The following is a 13614-nucleotide window of genomic DNA, read 5'->3' on the forward strand; positions in this document are numbered from 1 at the left end:
CCTCGCACTGGAATGCCTAGCATATCTGACAGTATCCTTGCCATGTATCGATGCAAACACCGCCATCGCAATCAGGCATAATGCACCAATCCGTCGGCAAGGGCGCGTGCGGGGTCAAGCTCTGCACCGTAAGCATCGGGACAAAACAGGCGCAGGGGCACTGTGCAGCGCGGGCGCAGCGCTCGCAGCGTGTCGGCGGCGTCGCGCGCGGCGATGGTGCGCGCGCGCCAGTCCGCCGATGGCAAACCGGGATGCACCACCAGCACCGACGCCCCATGATCCAGCATACGCTGGCCGTTTTCCGCAGTGGTGCAAAAGCCCGTCACAGACAAGCCTTGCTCGGCGAAACGCGCCAGCATCTGCGCCTCTCGGCGCAGGCCAAGGTCGGCGCTGTCAAACCCGCGCGCAGCGACACCATCAATGATCTGGATGGTCGGAAAATTCGCCACGCCGCCTATTCCGGCGGAAGCCAAAAGCGCCACGACATCGCGCACCCGCAAAAAAGGATCAACGCAGAGCAATGCGGCACTTATGCCCGGTCGGGCCATTGGCTGGGGGTCGGAATGCGCGCCCTTCAGGGCATCAAACACAGCGCCGTTCACATCCAAAACCGGCAGCAATGCCAACAGATCGCGCTGTGCTGCGGGAATTTGCGCAAGCCACGGCGCGAATATTTGCGCGCTGTGCGATTCGCGTACCGGTTCGGGCGCAGGCAAGGCCATGCTGATCGACAGATCCGGCAGCAACTTGCGGTGCAACGCGTCTGATGAGTTACCCATTATTACCCATTTATCTGGCAAAATGGCTGTGGAAACTTTGCCCTCTGCCCTGCAAAATCCCCTGACAAGACCAATTGATCGTCCGCCGCGCTGAGGGAGGAGCCATGATGGCTGCCAGCGCCTGACGAGGAGGAAAACGTGTCCTTGCAGTTCATACTGACCGTCACCCTTAACGGGCTGACGCTTGCATCGCTATACTTTATCGTCGCTTGCGGATTCTCGTTGATATTCGGGCTGATGCGGACTGTGAACATGGCGCATGGTTCGCTTTATATGGTGGGCGCATATGTCGGCTTCGCGGTATACGACCCGCTTTATGCCTCAAGCGCATGGGCCTCGCAAGCGTGGCTGATCGGCATTGTGGCCGGGATCGGGGCTGCCGCACTGGTGGGCCTGATTATGCAGGTGGCCTTTCTGGGCTGGATGCAGGGGCAGGAATTGCGCCAAGCTCTGGTGACGATCGGCCTTTCAATTATCATTGCAGATCAGATCCTTGCGACCTTTGGCGGCAATCCGTTCCGGTTCTTCGCACCGGATATGCTGTTTGGACCGGTCGAGGTGCCCATCATCGGGCGCTATCCTGTGTTTCGGCTGTTTCAGGTCATTCTGGCCATTGCTGTGGGGGTCGGATTGTGGCTGCTGCTGAACAAGACCAAGCTGGGCATCATTGTGCGCGCTGGCGTCGATGACCGGCAGATGCTGGCCGCTTGCGGGATCAATGTGCCGCTGGTGGCGGCCACGGTGTTTGCGCTTGGCGCAGGGCTGGCGGGTCTGGGCGGCGTCATCGGCGCAACCGCGCAGCCCATGTCGCTGGGCGTGGATGTCCGCTTTTTGCTGATGTCACTCGTGGTGGTGATTGTCGGCGGCATGGGGTCCATCGGCGGCACAGCACTGGGTGCGCTTTTGATCGGACTGGCCGAGCAATGGGGGCAGGTTCTGTTCCCGACCTATTCGGTGATCCTGACCTTCGTCATCATGGCCACGGTGCTGGCAGTCTGGCCGCAGGGCCTGTTGGGGAGGAAACCCACATGATTGTCATGAGCACACGCCGCTGGGTGATGACTGGTATCGGCATTGCCTTTCTGATGACATTGCCGCTGCTGCTGCCCAATTTCTGGCTGGTCAATATCTTCGGTCGGGCACTGGTTTACGGGATCGTTGCCTTGTCGCTGACCTTTCTGGCGCATTACGGCGGGTTCGTGTCACTGGCGCAAACCATGATCGCAGGGGTTGCAGGCTATTCTGTGGCGATGATGGCGCCGACCGCCATTCCCCTTGGCGACGTCGCCTTGCCCTATGCGCTGGCCATACCGCTGGCGGTGCTGGCGGCAAGTTTCGCAGGCGCAGTGGTGGGCCTGATCGCAGTGAACACCCGCGAGATATACTTGCTGATGATCACCCTTGCGCTGGCCGTCGGATTCAGCCTGTTCGCGCAATCCAACATCACATGGTTCAATGGCTATGAGGGCATTCGCAATGTGGTTGGCCCTGAAATATTTGGCCGCCCCTTCCGCACGCCGCTGGTGTTTTACTACACCGCCCTGATCGTTGCGGTCCTGCTGTATCTGCTGGTTCTGTATGTGGTGCGCACGCCATTCGGGCTGGTGCTGCAAGCGATCCGCGATTCCGACCGGCGCACGGCTGCGATTGGCTTTCATGTGGGGCTGCACCGCGTTGCGTCCTTTGCGCTGGCCGGATTTATCGCGGGCTGGGGCGGTGTGCTGATTACCTTCTACAATATCGGCATCACCCCCAGTTCAATCGGGCTTTGGGCCACAGTGGGTGTGCTGATTATGGCGGTGATCGGTGGCTTGGGCCATCCGCTGGGCGCATTCATTGGCGCGCTGATCTTTGCCATGATGGACACGTTCGCGTCGTCTATCATCGGGCATGATCGGGCATGATCGCTTCAACACACTGATCGGACTTGCTTTTCTGGCAATCATCCTGCTGTCGCCGGATGGCGTCTGGGGGATGGGTGGCAGACTGGTGGCGGCACTGGGGTGGCGCCGCCGGAACAAGACTGCGGTCAGCGGGGACACCCGCTGAAACAAGGGGCGCGGCACCCGGACCCGACCGCCCCCACCTGTTGAACAAAGGGTCCAAGACTATCACCGCCGGGGAGGAGGAAACCCGGCACAACACGGAGGAGAGAATACATGTCAGTTTCGCGCAGACATTTTACAGCCTGGGCACTGGGCACAACGGCGGCAGTCTTTGCGCTGTCCGGGGCAATGGCGCAAGACACGTCGCCAATTCGCATTGGCTCTATCACCACACTGGAAGGACCGTTCGCCACAGGCGGGCAGGATGCCTACCGCGCTATGGAAATGGCGTTCGAGGCGATTGACTACACCGTCGGGGGGCGTCAGATCGAATGGATCCGCGAATCCTCGAACGCAACGCCGGATGTGGCGCTGGCACGCGCCCGCAAACTGATCGAGCAGGACGAGGTGGACATCATCATCGGCCCGCTTTCCGGTGCTGAAGGGATCGCCTTGCGCGACTATTCGCGCACGTTGGACGGCAAGACGATCATCAACGGGTCATCAGGGGCCGCCGATACGACCCTGCGCGACCCATCGCCAAATTTCTTCCGCTTCAACACCGAAGGCACACAGTGGATGGCCGGTTTGGGCACCCATGCCTATGAAGACATGGGCTCGCGCCATGTGGCCCTTGTGGCCGCAGACTACGCGTTCCCATACGCGCAAGTGTTCGGCTTCATGCATGAATATTGCGAATTGGGCGGGGCCGTCACCAAGCTGTGGTCGCCGCTGAACACCACCGACTTCTCGTCGATCATCGCGCAATTCCCTGATGACATCGACGCGGTGTTGCTTATTCAGGGCGGCACCGATGCGCTGGCCTTCCTGACGCAATATGCCGAAGTGGGGGGCGATCTGCCGATCATCGGCGGGTCTATCACCGCGGACCAGACGCTTTTGTCGGCACGCGGCCCACATCAGAGCCTGATGGAAGGCATGGTCGCCGCAGGCCCGATTGCCGACCTGAATGACGACCCAAACTGGGAAGAGTTCGTTGCAAACTACCGCGAGCGGTGGCCGGACGGGTTTGACTCGCCCTCCATTCACGCGGTGAACTACTACACCAACACCAACACCATCGGCGTGCTTCAGGCGCTGGAAGAAGTGGGTGGCGATCTGTCCGACAATCAAGAAGCCTTTCAGGCCGCACTCGCATCTATCGAGTTTACGGCTCCGACCGGCGCAAATGTCCGTCTTGACGACAACCGTCAGGCCATCTCGGATATTTTCCTGACCCGTATCGTCAATGATGATGGCACGATGCGCACCGAAGCCTTTGGGCGCACCGAAGATGTCAGCCAGACCCTTGGCATGGAAACGGAAGAGTTTTGGGCGCTGGGTTCGCCCTCGCGTGACAATCCTTCCTGCCCGCCAGCAAACTGATCTGGCCCTGCCCGCCCCTTTGACACCATTGGGGCGGGTCCCTCCAAGACAGGACATATGATGACGTCGTCACCTTCTTCAGCTTCCGATCTGCCCGCGCTGGTTCTGGACAGTGTTGGCCGCCGTTTTGGCGCACTGCACGCCGTCAGCGACGTGACCCTGACTGTGCACACAGGCGAGCGGCGGGCGATCCTTGGCCCGAACGGGGCCGGAAAGACCACGTTGTTCAACACAATTTGCGGTGATTACCCGCCAACCTCGGGCAAGATCACCTATTTTGGCGCCGACATATCGCAGCTCAAGCCATATCGGCGGGCGCGTATGGGGATCGGGCGCACCTATCAAAGTTCCACATTGTTCAACGGGCTATCTGTGCGCGAAAACCTTTATCTGGCGGTGCGCGCCGCGAAATTTGGCCGGTTCTCCCTCATCAAGGCGGGGCCGGGGCACCCCGATCTGGCGCGCGTAGACGCGCTGGCGCAGCAGGTGCGGGTGGACCACATTCTGGACACGCGCATTGACGCGGTGTCACACGGGCAGCGCAGGCAGGTTGAAATCGGCATGGCACTGGCGGGCGACCCGAAACTGCTGATGCTGGATGAACCCGCCGCAGGCTTGTTCGCCGCTGAACGCCCTGAACTGGTTGCGCTGCTGGCAGACCTGCCGCGCGATCTGACCCTGATTTTGATCGAGCATGACATGGATGTGGCACTGGCCAATTCCGAAAAGGTAACGGTCATGAAGGATGGTGTGATTGTGGTGGATTCAACACCGGACAAAGTGGTCGATGACCCTGTTGTTCAAGCGATTTATCTGGGGGAAAGGCAGTAATGGCAGGCCATCTGGATATAAACGATCTGCATGTGCGGTTCGGCAAGGCCACGATCCTTCAGGGGGTCAGCCTGTCGGTGCGCGACAAGCCGCTCTCGGTGGTCGGGCGCAACGGTATGGGCAAAACCACGATGTGCGCGGCAGTGATGGGCATGGTGCCCGCATCAGGCAGCATCACGCTGGACGGGCGCGACATACTGGGCCTGAACACAGGCCGGATTGCGCGGCAAGGTATTGCACTGGTGCCGCAGGGGCGACGCATGTTCCCGTCACTTACGGTACATGAACATCTGTTGCTGGTGGCCCAACGCGGCACCCCTCCCTGGACGATAGACCGGATTTACGAGACATTCCCAAGGTTGGCGGAACGGCGCAAGAATGGCGGCAACCAGCTTTCGGGCGGCGAGCAGCAAATGCTGGCCATTTCACGCGCCCTGCTGATGAACCCGCAGCTTGTCATCATGGACGAACCGTCCGAGGGGCTGGCCCCTGTGATCGTCGACCACCTGATCGAGGTGCTGCGCACGATTGCAGCCGAAGGCATGGGCCTGTTGCTGATCGAGCAAAACCTGCGTGTGGCCACCTCTGTCGCGGATGAGGTGTCGATCATGGTCACAGGGCGGATCGCGGCGACCGTGGATGCCGCCGAACTTGCCCGTGATCGAGAGATGCAAAACCGGTATCTGGGGGTCAGCCATGGGCACTAGTCCCATGTGTCACGGTATTTGACTTCGTTGAGGTTTTCTGAATCACTCTGGGATAACTTTCAGAGGAGGCTGAAATGGGCAAATGTGGACCCGCTGTGAAATATGTTGTTCGTCTGGATGCTGAAGAGCGCCAACAACTGGAAGGTATAATCCGCACGGGTCGTGGCGCGGCGTATCGGCTGCTCAAGGCGCGAATATTGTTGAAGGCGGATGTGTCCACGGAAAATTGCGGCTGGGATGACGCGCAGATATCTGAGGCGTTGGAGACCAGCCTTTCGACCGTCTATCGCACCCGTCGTCAACTTGTGGAAGAAGGGCTTGAGGCTGCTCTTGCACGCAAGACACAGTCAACACCGCCACCGAGGATCTTTGATGGGGAGAAAGAAGCAAAGCTGATCGCTCTGGCTTGCTCCGAACCTCCCAAAGGCTATGCGCGCTGGTCGTTGCGGCTCTTGGAAAAGCGCGTGGTTGAGTTGGGTATCGTAGATCAGGCCAGTGACAGCACGATCGGGCGCACGCTCAAAAAAACGCTCTCAAACCGCACAAGAGCCGCTATTGGGTGATCCCCCCCAAAGCCAGCGCTGCTTTTGTCGCGGCCATGGAAGATGTGCTCACCGTCTACACACGCCCATACGACCCTGCGCGTCCGCTGGTCTGCCTGGACGAGACTTCCAAACAATTGACCAAAGAAACCCGCGCCCCCATCCCGATGCGACCGGGTCAGCCCGCGCGGTCTGACTATGAATACGAACGCAACGGCGTCGCCAGCTTGTTCATGGTATTCGCTCCGCATGAGGGCTGGCGCCATGTCGCCGTTCGGGCCAGACGCACCGCCGTCGACTATGCTCATGTTCTCAAAGAGCTGGCTGACATCCACTTTGCGAAGGCTGACAAGATTGATCTGGTTCAAGACAACTTGAACACCCATAGGCGCGCGTCTCTTTACGAAGCCTTTCCCCCGGCCGAAGCTAAACGCATCGCTGATCGCTTCGACTGGCATTACACGCCCAAACACGGGTCTTGGTTAAACATCGCGGAGTGCGAACTTAGTGTTCTGGCGCGCCAATGCCTCGATCGGCGCATTCCAGATCACGCTACTCTGGAAACAGAGGTTGCTGCTTGGACCCAAAATCGGAACAACGCACAAGCCAAAACCAACTGGCACTTCACCACCAAAGACGCCAGAACCAAACTCCTTTACCTTTACCCGCAAATCGCCTGAATCAGGGGACTAGGCGCGTCTACGTCATTGGAACCTGCGACACGAAAGCGGCGGAACTCGGCTATGCCTGCGACAGGGTGCGCGCAGCGGGCGCAGACCCGGTGCTGGTCGATGTCAGCACAGGCGACACAACTCAGCCCGCCGATGTGGCCGCTGCTGAGATTGCGGCCAGCCACCCAGAGGGCGCAGATGCGGTGCTGGGTTCTAATACCAAGTCTCGCGAAATCTGACTCTTCTGAGGGTTTTGGGATTCCCAAATCTATGAAGATCTGACTCAATGGCGTCAGATTTTCTGGGGAGGGCCTCTCTATGGGCGCAGCGCTCGCGTTACGGACAGACTACGACGGCATGAAGTTGAGAGAACTTGCGCGAAAGACAAAGGATGCCAACCAAGCCCGCAGGCTTTTGGCGCTGGCGGAGATCTATGATGGCGGTCGGCGCAGCGATGCTGCTCGGATTGGTGGTGTTGGCCTACAAATTGTCCGTGACTGGGTGGAGCGGTTTAATGCCCGCGGGCCTGACGGCTTGATCAACGGCAAAGCTCCTGGTCAGCAGTCTAAGCTTAACGATGAGCAGCGCAGGGCGCTTGCTGCAATTGTTGAGAGCGGTCCGACCTTATCGGTCCATGGGGTCGTCCGCTGGCGCCTGAGTGATCTGAGGAAATGGATTGCAGACACATTTGGGATTTCACTTCACGAGACGTCGATAAGCCGGGAACTCAGGGCGCTTGGTTATGTCAAACTCACAGCACGCCCGCGCCATCACGCGCAAGATACAGCCGCACTGGAGGACTTTAAAAAAAAGGGTTTGCAGCCGCAGTAGCAAAGCTCCGCGCACGGCTCCTGCAAGGCACTGTGATCGAAGTCTGGTTCCAAGATGAAGCGCGTGTCGGCCAGAAAAACAAGATCACGCGCCGATGGGCGAAGCGCGGTACGCGACCTTCCGCCCCACATGATCAGCGCACGAGTTCAAGCTACATCTTTGGAGCGATTTGCCCAGCCCTCGGGAAAGCTGCAGGTCTTGTGCTGCCAGCGTGCAATACCGAAGCGATGGCCCTGCATCTTGCTGAAATCTCCCAAACTGTCGCACCCAAAGCACATGGGGCTGTGCTCGTGGATCAAGCCGCATGGCACATGACTGACAAGCTGGTCATTCCGGACAACATCACCATCATCCCGATCCCCGCAAAATGCCCAGAACTCAATCCAGTCGAAAACATCTGGCAATTCATGCGAGACAACTGGCTATCAAACCTCATCTTCGAAACCTATGAAGACATCGTAGATCATTGCTGCAAGGCTTGGAACAAATTGGTCAGCATGCCCGACACAATCACCTCCATTGGAACCCGCGACTGGGCTCAAGAGTTCTGATCAATGCTGATTGGTATAAGGATCGCGGCGAGGCCGTGACCCGCATGGCCGAAGCGCTGACGCATTGGCTATGCGCGCGCGACGATATCGCGGCGGTGCTGGGCCTTGGCGGGTCCGGCAACACTGCGCTGGTCACACAGGCGATGCGGGCGCTGCCTGTCGGCGTGCCCAAGCTGATGGTATCCACGGTCGCATCGGGGCAGGTCACGCAATATGTGGGCGCCACCGATCTGGGTATGGTCTATTCGGTCACGGATGTGGCGGGCCTGAACGCGATCAGCCGCCGTGTAATCGGCAATGCCGCCCATGCGGCAGCGGGCATGGCGCAAAACACCATCCCCGAGGCGTCAGACGATCTGCCCGGTGTCGGGATCACGATGTTCGGCGTCACCACCACCTGCGTCGAGCATCTACGCAAAGAACTGGCAGGCAAGATCGAGCCTTATGTGTTCCATGCCACCGGAACAGGCGGGGCGTCGATGGAGAAGCTGGCGGAGTCCGGCCTTGTCACGGGGCTGCTGGATGTGACCGCGACCGAAATCGCCGATCATCTGGTGGGCGGGGTCATGCCCTGCTCCGCCGACCGCTACGGCGTTGTTGCGCGCACGGGTATCCCGTGGGTCGGGTCGGTGGGCGCTGTGGATATGGTCAATTTCGCAGGCCGCGAAACAGTGCCGGACAAGTTCTCTGACCGCCAGCTGTTGGTGCACAATCCGCAGATCACCCTGATGCGCACCACACCATCCGAGAATGCGCAGATCGCGCGCTTTCTGACCGAGCGCCTGAACCGGTGCGACGGGCCGGTCACGCTGTTCCTGCCGCTGGGCGGGGTTTCGGCGGTCGATGCACCGGGCATGCCGTTTCATGACCCCGAAGCTGATGAGGCACTGTTCACCACGATCCGGGACACGTTCAAACCCGGCCCGCGCCGCCATCTGATCGAACTTCCACTGCATATCAACGATCCGGCCTTTGCCTCTGCGATGGCTGATGAACTTCTCAGGATGCTTCCATGACCCAGACCAAGAACGAACACCGCGACCGCGGCGCGCTGATGCGCAAGTTTCAAGAGATGGCCAAGCAGCGCATTCCGATCATTGGCGGCGGTGCAGGCACAGGGCTTTCGGCCAAAAGCGAGGAGAGCGGCGGCATTGACCTGATCGTGATCTACAACTCTGGCCGCTACCGCATGGCCGGGCGCGGGTCGCTGGCGGGGCTTCTGGCATACGGCAATGCCAATGAGATCGTGTTGGACATGGCGCGCGAAGTGCTGCCCGTGGTGCACAAAACGCCAGTTCTGGCGGGCGTCAACGGCACTGATCCGTTCGTGATGATGGACCAACATCTGGACCGGCTGAAGGCGCTTGGCTTTGCGGGCGTGCAGAACTTTCCGACGGTCGGGCTGATTGACGGGGTCTTCCGGCAAAATCTGGAAGAAACCGGCATGAGTTATTCATTGGAAGTCGACATGATCCGCATGGCGCAGGAACGCGACCTGCTGACCACGCCATATGTCTTTTCCGCCGATGAAGCCGTGGCCATGGCCAATGCAGGGGCCGATATTCTGGTCATGCATATGGGCCTGACTTCGGGCGGGACCATCGGCGCTGAAACTGTCCGTTCGCTGGATGATTGCGTGGACGACATTGATCTGTGGGCAGAAGCGGCGCTGCGCGTGCGCCCTGATATTCTGATTATCTGCCACGGCGGTCCGATTGCAACGCCGCAAGACGCGGCATACGTTTTGCAAAAGGCGCGGCATTGCCACGGATTTTATGGGGCCAGCTCTATGGAGCGGTTGCCCACCGAATCCGCGCTATGCGACACAACCCGCGCGTTCAAGGCGCTCACCTTCTAAGGAGGACATCATGGCCGAGGCCCTTGCCACAACCCTGATCGACGCACCCGTTGAAGCTGTCTGGGCGGTCGCGCGCGATTTCAATGGCCTGCCGCGCTGGAACCCCGGCGTGCGTGACAGCACCATAGAGGACGGGCGCGATGCCGACAGTGTGGGCTGCATCCGCGCCTTTCATCTGGCCGATGGCAGCTTCGTGCGCGAACGGTTGCTGGAACTGGACGACAGCCGCTACCGGATGCGCTATAATTTTGAAACACCCGCCTTTCCGGTGGCGCATTATCTGGCCACGCTGGAGTTGATCCCCGTGACCAATGGCGACCAGACCTTTGTGCGCTGGCACGCCAGTTTTGACGATGAACCCGCCGATAGCGGGAAATACAGCGCGCTGATCTCGCGCGATGTGTTCGCCGCCGGACTGAAGGCACTGGCCGAGTATATCGCCCGCGAACCGGCCCCCGAGGTCGCAGATGCCCGCTGGCAAGGGTTGCGCCCCGCCAAGGTCTTCACCTCCAGCGTGATCCGCGCGCCGCTGCATGTGGTGTGGGACAAGATGCGCGATTTTGCCGGTATGAAACACTGGCACGAAGATATCCCCGAAATGGAGATGATCGAGGGTGTGCGCTCAGACAAAGTGTCGGGTGTGCGTGATTTCGTGTTCGGGGACGGGCAGTTGCATGAACAGCTTACGTTCTTATCCGATCATGACCACGCATTCCGCTACCGGATATTGAAAAGCCCCATGCCTTGGCTGAATTATCATGCCGGTGCGCAGCTTTACCCGCTGACCGACCGCAACCAGACCTTTGCCGTCTGGACGGCGGACTGGACCGCCGCACCGCAAGATGATCTGGCGCTGATCCCCAATGTGCATGACAACGTGTTCCAAAAGGCCTTTGACACGCTGGACCAGCAGCTTGCCCAAAATCGCGGCGCGTAGCATCATTTGGTCAACGCGCCGCCCTGATCTCCTACATCCCAGAACAGCCCTGTCATGATCTGGACCGCCTCGCGCATCAGGGGCAGCAAGGCGTGCTCGTCTGGGGCGTGCTGGTTGCAGCCGCCATAGGAATGCGGCACCCAGACGGTTGGCACACCTAGCGTATGGGCAAAGCATTCGTTGGGTAGTGAGCCGCCCAGATTGGGCATCAGTGCAGGGGGCTTGCCAGTGGTGGCTAGCAACGACGCCGCGGCGAGTTTCACCCAAGGACTGTTCAGCGGTGCGCGGGTGGCGTGAAAAATCGTCTCGCGCGTGGCATCGAGTTGCACTTGTTCAAACCCGTTGCGGTCCAGATGGCGACGCAGCGCGGGCAAAATGTCATCGGGGTCGGTGCCCACAACATAGCGCAACTGGCAATGGCCGACAGCAGCCCCCGGAATGGCATTGACCGGACGCTCTGGCGTGCCGGCATGTAGTGCGAGCACCTCAAAGCTGTTCCAGCCGAAAACGCGTTCTTCGGGGCGCAGGTCCGGCTCGCCCCAGTTGCGGTCAATCTGCGGCAGGTCAGGATGATCGGGCAGGGTGATATCAGCCAAAGCAGCGCGTACTTCGGCGGTCAGGCTGTCGGGGCGCCATTCGGGCACAAGGATTGCGCCGCGCGCATCGGTAATACAGGCCAACGCCTGCGCCAGTATCACGGCAGGATTGGCCAGCAACCCGCCCCAATTGCCAGAGTGATGTGCGCCTTCGCGCAGATCAACCGTCAGCGAGAAATTCACGGCACCGCGCGTGCCCAAAAAGATCGTGGGCCGCGCGGGGTCGATCCGCGGACCGTCAGAGGCGATCAGCACATCTGCCGCCAGCCGCACCTTTTGCGCAGCGCAAAACTCGGCCAGACCGGGCGAGCCTGTCTCTTCGCCCGTTTCGATCAGAATCTTGGAATTAAAGCCCAGCTTCCCCCCGCGCGCGGCCATCACATGACCCAGCGCGCGGATATTGATGAAATGCTGGCCCTTATTGTCGGCCACACCGCGCCCGTAAACCCGATCTTCGACGCGGTGCAAGGTCCAAGGGTCGCGGTCGTCTGCCCAGCGCCCCTCATGGCCCATAATCACATCGCCATGCCCGTAGGTCAGCACAGTCGGCAGGTTTTCCCCCTCATGCCGTTCTGCGGTCAGAAGCGGATAGGGCACGCCAAGAGGGTTGTCATGCAGCGTGACCGTATAGCCCATCGCTTCCAGCATCGGGCGCATGTGCTGATCCAGATAGGTGCGCAACTCTGCGCCGCGCTCCGGGTTCTGGCTTTCGGTCGGCACTGCGATCAGTCGCGCAAGATCGTCCAGAAAGCGGCCAGAGTCAAAATCTGACACCGCATGTTCCACTGCCTGTTGTCTGTCCATTCCTGCCTCCTGACTGTTTGGCATCCATAGGCCGCATCGGGCACGCGGGTGCAACCCCTGACTGTGCAAACCCCCTGCCTGACAGGTCATGTTGCCTGTATCATTCGCAGCACAGGGCTGGCGCTACAGGCTGTCCAGCACCCGCTGATACAGGCGCATCACAGCCTCGGTGGCAGAATGGTGCCGGTGCCGGATCACGAAATATGGCTCGACCATAATATTCTCGGCAATATCCAGAACCGCCAAGCGCGCACCAATTCCGGTTTCGGTCAGCAGGTCCGCCACCTCTTTGGCTTGCGGGGTTATGACGTCACCCGCAGACAGCATCGTCAGCGCCACCAGCAAAGACGAACTGTTCGAGACCTGATCCGGCAGGGATTGCCCCGCAAGGAAAAACGCATTCTCGACCGCCTGCCGGATCGGGGTGCCCCGATCCTGCATCACCCATTCAAACTGGCGCAGCTTTTCAAGGGCACCGCCGCGCTCGGCCGCAAGCGGGTGGTTTTCATTAACCAGAAGTGCCACACGTTCGGTTCTGGCAGGCGTGATTTCCAAATCCGTAGCATCATATCCGGTGGGCAGACGCGAGATGATGAAATCGAAATTGCGTTCTTCCAGCCCGCGCGCCAACTCTGCCGAGGGGGCGACATGGATCGTTACCTCAATATCCGGGGCGAATTGGCGAAGATGGCGCACCGCCGGGACGACATAGCCGACCGCAGGGCCCGTGACAGCGCCGATACGCACTTTTCCAGACTTGCCAGAGCGGATCATCTGCAACTCATTCTCAAGCGTTTCAAACTCGCTCAGGATCACACTGGCACGGCGCAGAAAGGTTTGGCCAATCGCGGTCGGCATCATACCGCGCGGCAGGCGCTCGAAAATGGCAGCGCCAATATCAGCCTCTATCTCGGCCAGAATTCGCGAGGCAGCGGGCTGCGAAATGGCCAGTTGGTCAGCGGCCAGTTGCAACTTTCCCGTATCGGCAATGCTCAGGAGCAGCCGCAGATGTGATGACTTGAGGCGAGCAATGGACAGCATGACGCAAAGCATAATGTTAATGATATGGATATTGC

At 59.9% G+C, this 13614-nt stretch carries 15 protein-coding genes; 12 read left to right on the forward strand and 3 right to left on the reverse strand.

Features of this window, described 5'->3' with window-relative positions; all coding sequences use genetic code 11:
• Positions 1 to 71: 71 nt before the first annotated feature.
• A complete protein-coding gene (locus tag BD293_RS15005) occupies positions 72 to 779 on the reverse strand; it encodes a phosphoenolpyruvate hydrolase family protein (RefSeq protein ID WP_142083047.1) in 708 nt (235 codons plus the stop codon).
• 138 nt (positions 780 to 917) lie between these two features.
• On the opposite strand from BD293_RS15005, the gene BD293_RS15010 reads away from it, so the two are divergent.
• From BD293_RS15010 to BD293_RS15060, 12 genes are all read left to right on the forward strand, one after another.
• Positions 918 to 1811, forward strand: coding sequence for a branched-chain amino acid ABC transporter permease (locus BD293_RS15010; protein WP_142083050.1), 894 nt, complete (start codon positions 918 to 920; stop codon positions 1809 to 1811).
• A complete protein-coding gene (locus BD293_RS15015) occupies positions 1808 to 2683 on the forward strand; it encodes a branched-chain amino acid ABC transporter permease (protein WP_211841042.1) in 876 nt (291 codons plus the stop codon). The genes BD293_RS15010 and BD293_RS15015 overlap by 4 nt, the downstream gene beginning before the upstream one ends.
• On the forward strand, positions 2670 to 2828 hold the full coding sequence (locus BD293_RS22965; protein WP_211841043.1) for a hypothetical protein: 159 nt from the start codon (positions 2670 to 2672) through the stop codon (positions 2826 to 2828). The genes BD293_RS15015 and BD293_RS22965 overlap by 14 nt, the downstream gene beginning before the upstream one ends.
• Positions 2829 to 2938: 110 nt before the next feature.
• A complete protein-coding gene (locus tag BD293_RS15020) occupies positions 2939 to 4210 on the forward strand; it encodes an ABC transporter substrate-binding protein (protein WP_142083052.1) in 1272 nt (423 codons plus the stop codon).
• A gap of 57 nt (positions 4211 to 4267) precedes the next feature.
• On the forward strand, positions 4268 to 5041 hold the full coding sequence (locus tag BD293_RS15025; protein ID WP_170207157.1) for an ABC transporter ATP-binding protein: 774 nt from the start codon (positions 4268 to 4270) through the stop codon (positions 5039 to 5041).
• Positions 5041 to 5748, forward strand: a complete 708-nt coding sequence (locus BD293_RS15030; RefSeq protein ID WP_142083054.1) for an ABC transporter ATP-binding protein — start codon at positions 5041 to 5043, stop codon at positions 5746 to 5748. The genes BD293_RS15025 and BD293_RS15030 overlap by 1 nt, the downstream gene beginning before the upstream one ends.
• Before the next feature lie 74 nt (positions 5749 to 5822).
• Positions 5823 to 6970 (forward strand): IS630 family transposase gene (locus BD293_RS15035; RefSeq protein WP_142081793.1). Its coding sequence is split into 2 segments (ribosomal slippage): positions 5823 to 6270 and positions 6270 to 6970, totalling 1149 coding nucleotides; the frame shifts between segments, so codons are not numbered across the junction.
• On the forward strand, positions 6868 to 7200 hold the full coding sequence (locus tag BD293_RS15040) for a Tm-1-like ATP-binding domain-containing protein (protein WP_211841044.1): 333 nt from the start codon (positions 6868 to 6870) through the stop codon (positions 7198 to 7200). Before BD293_RS15035 ends, BD293_RS15040 begins: the two co-directional genes overlap by 103 nt.
• A 79-nt stretch (positions 7201 to 7279) precedes the next feature.
• Positions 7280 to 8343, forward strand: a protein-coding gene (locus tag BD293_RS15045) for an IS630 family transposase (RefSeq protein ID WP_142079576.1) whose coding sequence is annotated in 2 segments (ribosomal slippage) — positions 7280 to 7765 and positions 7768 to 8343 — 1062 coding nt in all. Because the reading frame shifts where the segments join, the coding sequence is not laid out codon by codon here.
• The gene (locus BD293_RS15050; protein ID WP_281286673.1) at positions 8271 to 9359 is read left to right on the forward strand and encodes a Tm-1-like ATP-binding domain-containing protein; all 1089 of its coding nucleotides are present in this window, start codon (positions 8271 to 8273) and stop codon (positions 9357 to 9359) included. Before BD293_RS15045 ends, BD293_RS15050 begins: the two co-directional genes overlap by 73 nt.
• A complete protein-coding gene (locus tag BD293_RS15055; protein WP_142083059.1) occupies positions 9356 to 10201 on the forward strand; it encodes a phosphoenolpyruvate hydrolase family protein in 846 nt (281 codons plus the stop codon). Before BD293_RS15050 ends, BD293_RS15055 begins: the two co-directional genes overlap by 4 nt.
• A gap of 10 nt (positions 10202 to 10211) precedes the next feature.
• Positions 10212 to 11138 (forward strand): SRPBCC family protein, encoded by a 927-nt coding sequence (locus BD293_RS15060; RefSeq protein WP_142083061.1) that lies wholly within the window; start codon positions 10212 to 10214, stop codon positions 11136 to 11138.
• Between the two features lie 2 nt (positions 11139 to 11140).
• Here the strand turns inward: BD293_RS15060 and BD293_RS15065 are convergent, their stop codons facing one another.
• Positions 11141 to 12538, reverse strand: a complete 1398-nt coding sequence (locus BD293_RS15065; RefSeq protein ID WP_142083064.1) for a M20 family metallopeptidase — start codon at positions 12536 to 12538, stop codon at positions 11141 to 11143.
• A gap of 123 nt (positions 12539 to 12661) precedes the next feature.
• Entirely contained in the window at positions 12662 to 13579 is a 918-nt protein-coding gene (locus BD293_RS15070) for a LysR family transcriptional regulator (protein WP_142083066.1), read from the reverse strand.
• Positions 13580 to 13614 lie beyond the last annotated feature (35 nt).

The sequence above is a fragment of the Roseinatronobacter monicus genome (assembly GCF_006716865.1).
GTDB lineage: Bacteria > Pseudomonadota > Alphaproteobacteria > Rhodobacterales > Rhodobacteraceae > Roseinatronobacter > Roseinatronobacter monicus.

What these genes read in the sequence shown, in the direction of transcription:
- BD293_RS15060 (WP_142083061.1), top strand. Translation starts at nt 10,212, where the DNA reads ATGGCCGAGGCCCTTGCCACAACCCTGATCGACGCACCCGTTGAAGCT.
- BD293_RS15025 (WP_170207157.1), top strand. Translation starts at nt 4,268, where the DNA reads ATGATGACGTCGTCACCTTCTTCAGCTTCCGATCTGCCCGCGCTGGTT.
- BD293_RS15030 (WP_142083054.1), top strand. Translation starts at nt 5,041, where the DNA reads ATGGCAGGCCATCTGGATATAAACGATCTGCATGTGCGGTTCGGCAAG.
- BD293_RS22965 (WP_211841043.1), top strand. Translation starts at nt 2,670, where the DNA reads ATGATCGGGCATGATCGCTTCAACACACTGATCGGACTTGCTTTTCTG.
- BD293_RS15055 (WP_142083059.1), top strand. Translation starts at nt 9,356, where the DNA reads ATGACCCAGACCAAGAACGAACACCGCGACCGCGGCGCGCTGATGCGC.
- BD293_RS15015 (WP_211841042.1), top strand. Translation starts at nt 1,808, where the DNA reads ATGATTGTCATGAGCACACGCCGCTGGGTGATGACTGGTATCGGCATT.
- BD293_RS15065 (WP_142083064.1), bottom strand. Translation starts at nt 12,538, where the DNA reads ATGGACAGACAACAGGCAGTGGAACATGCGGTGTCAGATTTTGACTCT.
- BD293_RS15020 (WP_142083052.1), top strand. Translation starts at nt 2,939, where the DNA reads ATGTCAGTTTCGCGCAGACATTTTACAGCCTGGGCACTGGGCACAACG.
- BD293_RS15005 (WP_142083047.1), bottom strand. Translation starts at nt 779, where the DNA reads ATGGGTAACTCATCAGACGCGTTGCACCGCAAGTTGCTGCCGGATCTG.
- BD293_RS15070 (WP_142083066.1), bottom strand. Translation starts at nt 13,579, where the DNA reads ATGCTGTCCATTGCTCGCCTCAAGTCATCACATCTGCGGCTGCTCCTG.